This is a genomic window from Vibrio fujianensis, from assembly GCF_002749895.1.
GTDB lineage: Bacteria > Pseudomonadota > Gammaproteobacteria > Enterobacterales > Vibrionaceae > Vibrio > Vibrio fujianensis.
In genome coordinates this window covers 15,195-21,931 of record NZ_NBUS01000034.1, presented here as the reverse complement: position 1 = coordinate 21,931, position 6,737 = coordinate 15,195, and the positions used below count along the sequence as shown (strand labels likewise).

7 protein-coding genes are annotated in these 6,737 nt (G+C 40.8%); 2 read left to right on the top strand and 5 right to left on the bottom strand.

The genetic code is table 11. The annotated features are described in order from the left end of the window. On the bottom strand, positions 1–954 hold a 954-nt coding region (locus B7C60_RS01850; RefSeq protein WP_245868412.1), incomplete at its 3' end, for a patatin-like phospholipase family protein. Between the two features lie 20 nt (positions 955–974). Continuing rightward, complete coding sequence (gene cydH / locus B7C60_RS01845; protein ID WP_099610172.1) at positions 975–1,064, bottom strand: cytochrome bd-I oxidase subunit CydH; 90 nt, start codon at positions 1,062–1,064, stop codon at positions 975–977. An 842-nt stretch (positions 1,065–1,906) separates the two neighbouring features. Between cydH and B7C60_RS01840 the strand changes: the two genes are divergently transcribed. Both B7C60_RS01840 and B7C60_RS01835 read left to right on the top strand, forming a co-directional pair. Beyond that, complete coding sequence (locus tag B7C60_RS01840) at positions 1,907–3,367, top strand: sodium-dependent transporter (protein WP_099610171.1); 1,461 nt, start codon at positions 1,907–1,909, stop codon at positions 3,365–3,367. Continuing rightward, on the top strand, positions 3,367–3,468 hold the full coding sequence (locus B7C60_RS01835; RefSeq protein ID WP_099610170.1) for a MetS family NSS transporter small subunit: 102 nt from the start codon (positions 3,367–3,369) through the stop codon (positions 3,466–3,468). The genes B7C60_RS01840 and B7C60_RS01835 overlap by 1 nt, the downstream gene beginning before the upstream one ends. A gap of 97 nt (positions 3,469–3,565) precedes the next feature. On the opposite strand, the gene ptsG is transcribed toward B7C60_RS01835, so the two are convergent. From ptsG to B7C60_RS17540, 3 genes are all read right to left on the bottom strand, one after another. Then, entirely contained in the window at positions 3,566–5,062 is a 1,497-nt protein-coding gene (gene ptsG / locus B7C60_RS01830; RefSeq protein ID WP_099610169.1) for a PTS glucose transporter subunit IIBC, read from the bottom strand. 445 nt (positions 5,063–5,507) lie between these two features. Beyond that, on the bottom strand, positions 5,508–6,275 hold the full coding sequence (locus B7C60_RS01825; protein ID WP_099610168.1) for a TatD family hydrolase: 768 nt from the start codon (positions 6,273–6,275) through the stop codon (positions 5,508–5,510). Continuing rightward, positions 6,266–6,737 (bottom strand): DNA polymerase III subunit delta' C-terminal domain-containing protein (locus B7C60_RS17540; RefSeq protein ID WP_281251636.1); only part of this gene is annotated, 472 nt, incomplete at its 5' end. The genes B7C60_RS17540 and B7C60_RS01825, both read right to left, overlap by 10 nt.

Sequence of the window (6,737 nt, the reverse complement as noted above, 5' to 3'; positions counted from 1 at the left end):
CAAGGCATAAGTTTGATAGTGAACCATCAACATATCGGCTAATCCAGAATCAAATTTATTTCCTAGCAGGTGGCTTAATCGATAAATATTATCAGCGCCAAATAGCCATCGTCCGCCATTTAACACGTCCAACTGCTTTTGTTTTAACTGCTGAGATTTTGCGATTTGTTGATCAATAAAGCCTTTCCAGTCTTGCTTCCAGTTCAATAATCTATTTTGCCAATGCATTTGGATAGAATTCATCGATTCTCGCAACCACTGTACCTGACCACCTTGAGACGCTTCCGTTAATACATTTTGTTGGCTCTCTTCATCAAGCGTTTCGGTTCTAATCACCGCAATAAAGCGAGCCTCTTGCCGCCATGCTTCTTGGACAGGAATAGATGCAGAGACACCACCATCAATGTAACTCTGCTGCCCTAGTAACACATCTTTCGTGTACAACCCAGGGATGGCGCAAGTCGCGGTTAATACTTCTCGCCAATGCTCACTTAACATCGGGAAATAAGCATCTTGCAACGAATTAACTTCAGTAACTGCCGCAAAAGCTTTACGGGTTCCAAGCGTAGAACGGCCCATGTCTAAATCTAATCGGTAAGGATATTGACAAATTTTATCCAATGCCCATTCTAAATTAAGGTGCTGCTTACGTCGAATGTAACTGAATAAATGGAAAAACTTTGGATCCGTGGTCAATTCAAGAATAAAAGCCTTACCTAACCCCTGCTGACGACAAAGATAGGCACAAAGATTGAGCGCCCCAGCAGAGGTACCATAAAATTCATGAAATGGATCGAAATTAGATAGGATAAAAGCGTCTAATACGCCTGCAGTAAAAATTCCTCGCTGCCCTCCTCCTTGAGCCACTAATGCATTCTTACCGGTAATAAATTTCGAGAGTCGATCAATGTCGACTCTCTTTTCTAACTCAGAAACTGTCCCTTTGTTCACCATAGGCGAACCCTTCTTTTTGATTAGTTGGCAATCGCAACAACGCCGTATCCGATTAAGATAACAAATACTGCTGCCGTAATCACTAAAGCATACTTAAGATCGCGTTCCATACCTACCTCCTTTTTACGCTGCCCCTATTGCTTCATATGGCTGCGAGATAGCAATCACGTTCATTTCCATCAACATAGAAATAAACAAACATCGCTAACCCCCAAGCAACATTGAACCCAAAGGGGTTAACTAAGTAATAACATTCAAAGCATGGTTATACAATCTTTATGATTTTTGTCACGATAGATATGAAGCCGCTATCACATTAATTGTCCTGATAAGGATGACGATTACCGTTTAGCATCAAACATCAGCTGGCATTTTATTGACCAATAATCGACATCTCGGAGCCATTCGCTGATGTGTGTCTATTTTTTAGTCATTTTATCTATTGTTATAGATAGTTTTATCCATTAGTTATCACCCTTAAAACAGCTTATTTATTTGTTAAATGTAAAAAACAAAAAAATAGATAACTACTTGTATATGAAAAATTATTTTTTTGCCCTATTTAATCAGCATAAGCTTACGTTTACATTCTATTGCCATCTTTAACATATCGCTGTAGTCTCTTAATCAATGCGCAGCTGATTATTTCAGGTGACGCAAAAACATAGCAATATATTTAGAGCAATATTCTGAGTTCTTAATGTTTTGGAGAAATTTAACTCTAAGTTTTGACTTAATCATGGATGATGAAACAGACTTTTAACAATTAAACCTGGTTTAAATCTAATAACTTAGTGATAGGTAGAAGACGATATCCTTCAGTCATTGGTACCAGTGTGCTTGAGTGAGAGAACCGCTTTACTCGGTACACTGCAGTAAACTTTCAACTACCTATGAAATGGCCAATTTATTAAGAAGCTTCATACCTCAGGGAAGACAAAAGGAGTAAAAAATGAAGCGAGAACAATGGGGTTCACGAGCAGGGTTTATACTAGCGGCAGTAGGCTCTGCGATTGGTTTAGGGAATATTTGGCGCTTCCCTTATATGGCCTATGAAAATGGCGGAGGAGCATTTTTCATTCCTTATCTGTTTGCCATGTTAACTGCAGGGATTCCATTTATGATCCTAGAGTTTAGTATGGGACAAAAAAATCGAGGTTCAGCCCCCACCACTTTATCAAAGATTCATACAAAATTTGAATGGCTTGGCTGGTTTCAAGTCGGTATTGCTGCGGTCATTGGCGTTTATTATGTGGCCGTTATCGGATGGGCTATCTCTTACTTTGCTATGTCTTTCACGCAAAGTTGGGGCAGTGATACCAATACCTTTTTCTTCAATGAATACCTAAACTTAGGTGATAACTCGCCGACACAACTTGGCTCCATTCAGTGGAAAATAGCCCTCACCATGGCGATTGCTTGGGCAATTACTTATGCAGCTATTGTCGGTGGCGTCAAATCTGGAATCGAGCGTGCATCTAGAATTATGATGCCTATCTTATTTGTTATGGTACTGCTATTGATCGCGCGGATGATCTTCTTACCCGGTGCATTAGATGGCGTAAATTATATGTTCGAACCTGATTTTAGTAAAATCTGGGACGTTAAAGTATGGGCTGCGGCTTATGGACAAATCTTTTTTACCTTAAGTATTGGCTTTGCCATTATGCTCGCCTATTCCAGCTATCTTCCTGAGAAATCAGACATCACCAACAATGCATTTATGACGGTACTGATCAACTGTGGTTTCTCTATTCTAGCGGGGATTATGATTTTCTCGGTGCTGGGCTATATGGCACAAGAGCAAGGGAAACCACTAACCGAGGTGGTCTCAGCAGGGGTTGGATTAGCCTTTGTGACGCTACCAGCGGCGATTAACTTATTACCGATCCCTTATATTTTAGGCCCACTGTTTTTCTTAGCATTGGTTGTGGCTGGGTTAAGCTCCCACATCTCCATTTTAGAGGCTGTAACCTCAGCCATCATCGACAAACTTGGCTGGAGCCGTAAAAAAGCCGCTAACGTCGTGATAGGTTCAGGCTTTATTATTTCCATGGCTTTTGCAACTAACGGAGGGCTGTTACTACTCGACTTAGTCGACCATTTTGCTAATAACGTGGGCATTATGCTTAGCTGTTTAGTTGAGTTAATTTTGATGACTTGGCTGATGAAAGTTTCCGATGCTCGTAAATACGTAAATAGCATTTCAGATTTTAAAATTGGCGTATGGTTTGATATCTGTCTACGTTTTATTTCCCCTGTAGTACTGGCTATCATCGTAACGACCAAATTTAGAACACTCTTTACTGAAGGATATGGTGGTTACAACCTTACGTTAGGCTGGGCAATGATCCTACTATTACTCGCTATTGGAGTGATGGTTAATTTAACGAATCGCAAGGAAGCATACTAATGACAACAAGCGCAATTATCATGATGGTGATCGGTTTAGGTCTGACATGGGGTGGAGCCATGATTTGTATTAGAAAAGCAATGGCAAAGCAGCAGTCATAACCTGAAGTCTTGAGATGAAAAAGCCATAGATTCTCACTAAATAATATAAAAAGGAGGCCGAAGCCTCCTTATTTATAGGGGAAAGAAAAGATAAAGATTAACCGTGATTACGGATCCATTCATCCATTTCTGTTTTAAGATTATCAGACTTAGTACCAAAGATAGCTTGTACGCCACCAGATACAACCACAACACCCGCTGCACCAAGTTGTTTCAATTTTGCTTGATCAACAGCCTCAGTCTTAACTACAGAGACACGAAGACGAGTAATACACGCATCTAAATTGGTGATGTTTTCTTTACCGCCAAATGCAGCGACAAGTTCACCTGCCAGCTCTGAACCTGAAGAAGTGTTAGCATCAACAGATTCGTCTTCACGTCCAGGTGTTTTTAGATCCAAAGTACGGATCACAAAAGTAAACACAACATAATAAAGAACAGCGTAGGCAATACCTAAGCCGACAAGCAGTAGCATATTCTCAGCACGTGGTGATTGAACAACAAAGTCAATAAAACCATTTGAGAATGTGTGACCATGTACTACGCCCAAAGCGTTAGTCAGTACATAAGCAAGGCCAGCAAGGACAGCATGGATTGCATACAATACAGGTGCAATGAATAGGAAAGAGAACTCAATCGGTTCAGTAATACCGGTTAAGAATGAAGTTAACGCAGCAGAAGCCATGATACCGACAATTTTTGCACGATTTTCAGGTTTCGCACAATGCGCAATGGCAAAGGCCGCCGCAGGAAGACCAAACATTTTGAACAGGTAACCGCCAGCAAGCTGACCAAAACCATTACCCGCAGCACGGCTAGCATCATCAGCAGTTAGGAAGCACGTCATGATACCGTTAACTGTTTGACCCGCACCATTGACACATTCACCCGCTTGATAGAAGAAAGGAACGTTCCAAATATGATGTAAACCAAATGGGATCAATGAACGCTCTACGACACCATAGATACCAAACGCTGTCACTGGGTTCTGGTTTGCTGCCCAATCAGAGAAAGAGGCGATTAGCGCGCCCACTGGTGGCCAAATAAACGAAAGAATGACACCTAATGCAATCGCTAAGAAACCAGTAATAATCGGTACGGCGCGTTTACCAGCAAAGAAGCCCAAATATTCTGGTAGCTGGATTTTGTAAAAACGATTAAATGCCCAAGCAGCCACACCACCAGCGAGAATCCCACCAAGAACACCGGTTTCATACTTTCTTCTGATCGCTTCAATTGCTGAATTATCAAGCGTTTGACCAATGGCTAGCAACGCCTCTTTTGCTTGATCAATTTCGACATCAGCCAAAACCTTCAACGTCGCAACCATAATACCGTAGCCAACAATGGCAGAAAGACCTGACACACCATCGTTATTCGTGAAGCCTAAAGCGACACCAACAGCAAATAGCAGAGCCATCTGACCAAACACCGAACCACCGGCTTGTTCCATTAAGTGAGAAACCACCTCTGGCAACCAACTAAAGTTCGCTGCCCCCACACCAAGCAAAATACCTGCAACAGGTAAAACTGATACTGGAAGCATCAGAGCTTTACCTACTTTTTGCAGGTTAGCAAAAGCGTTTTTAAACATGTTTATGCTCCTGATTAAGTTATTAGAATTAATTGGGTTCTAACGGCGCACCCCCGTAGCCTAAATGTTAGCACCCCATGAAAATGTAACCACAAAATGTATTATATTTTCCGCCTCTAAATATATCTTGATGCCCCTCAAACTTTCTAGTTAGTTAAGAAATTTAGTTTCAAAATAATAGCCAGATCACAAACTATTTCACGTTTTTTTACATCACACAACAAACTCAACTTACTGATTAATATACAAAAAATACATGCGCTCATTAATTTTGATGGGTGAATAAAATAAGCGAGCTTGTTATTTTTTGTAACAAAATTACACAACCACCAGTATAGTATAAAAAAACAACAGACTTAGTAAACAATAGAAAAATAAGTATAAACCGTGAGCAAAGCGCTTAAAGATGAAATCTTGATCACATTTTTAGGTACTTATTAGATTTCTATCGCAAAAAAAGATCTTGGAAATTTTTACTGGTTTTTTCTGCAACTTTATGCACAGAAAGCCCCTTTAACCGAGCAATAGACTCCGCGACTTCAGCAACATATGCGGGTTGGTTCTCTTGGCCTCGATATGGCACAGGCGCTAAATACGGAGAATCCGTCTCAATCAATAGCCGTTCAAGTGGTAGCTGTTTAACTACTTCTTTCAACTCCGTTGCTTGGCGAAAAGTGACGATACCGGAAATTGAGATATAAAAACCCAACTCTATCGCCGCTTCGGCAAAAGATAAATCTTCAGTAAAACAGTGTATGACGCCACCACATCGCTCAGCATGGCCTTGCCTAAGTATAGCCAGAGTATCTTGTCGTGCTTGCCGAGTATGGATAATTAACGGTTTATTAAGATCAACCGCAACATCAATATGTTGCGAAAATCTTAATTTCTGTAAATCAGCGGTTTCTGGTTGATAATGATAATCTAACCCCGTTTCACCAATCGCAACAACTTTTGTATGGCTGGCATACTCACGAAATCGATCAAGCTCAAAATCGCTCATTACATCAAGCGGATGGACACCACAAGACGCATAAACGTGTTGATAAGGTTCAATCATGGCTAGCATAGAAGAGAAAGAATCCAAGGTAACCCCAACTGACAACAGCTGTTTAACCTTGGCTTGTTCAGCTTTAGCAATCACATCATCAATGCTTTTATGGATATTTTGATAATCTAATTTATCAAGATGGCAGTGTGAATCTACAAACATGGAGCCTCGTTAAATTTAAATAGCCAATCGGTAATTAATAATTCAGCATTTAACCCACTAAATAAGCGTAACTGCTCGATCAGCTTCGCCAAGCCCTGGGTCTGTTGTTGTAAACGATCCAAGTGAATCATTGCTGAAAGAGCCTGACTCCCTGGAGTAAAATGACCACTACTCAGGCCAAAAGCGACTTTTTGTGCATCGGTTAATAAAAACCACAGCCAGTTTAAATAGGTCAATGGCTTAGTACTGAGCGCTTTACTGCAAGCAAGTAATGATGACAAATCACCACGTAGTGCAGATAAAAATTGCTGCTCAATATCGCTATAGTGTTTTATTTCACCCGAAGCAATCGCTTCTTTAGTCGCCAGTGGCGCATTGCGATAGATATGCGCTGCATACTCCGGTATGGGCAACTGACACTCGGCTTCTAACCACATTTTGACCGATTTTGGCTCTGGTTCT

Coding starts and splice junctions, on each gene's coding strand:
- cydH (WP_099610172.1), bottom strand. CDS start 1,064: ATGGAACGCGATCTTAAGTATGCTTTAGTGATTACGGCAGCAGTATTT.
- B7C60_RS01840 (WP_099610171.1), top strand. CDS start 1,907: ATGAAGCGAGAACAATGGGGTTCACGAGCAGGGTTTATACTAGCGGCA.
- B7C60_RS01835 (WP_099610170.1), top strand. CDS start 3,367: ATGACAACAAGCGCAATTATCATGATGGTGATCGGTTTAGGTCTGACA.
- ptsG (WP_099610169.1), bottom strand. CDS start 5,062: ATGTTTAAAAACGCTTTTGCTAACCTGCAAAAAGTAGGTAAAGCTCTG.
- B7C60_RS01825 (WP_099610168.1), bottom strand. CDS start 6,275: ATGTTTGTAGATTCACACTGCCATCTTGATAAATTAGATTATCAAAAT.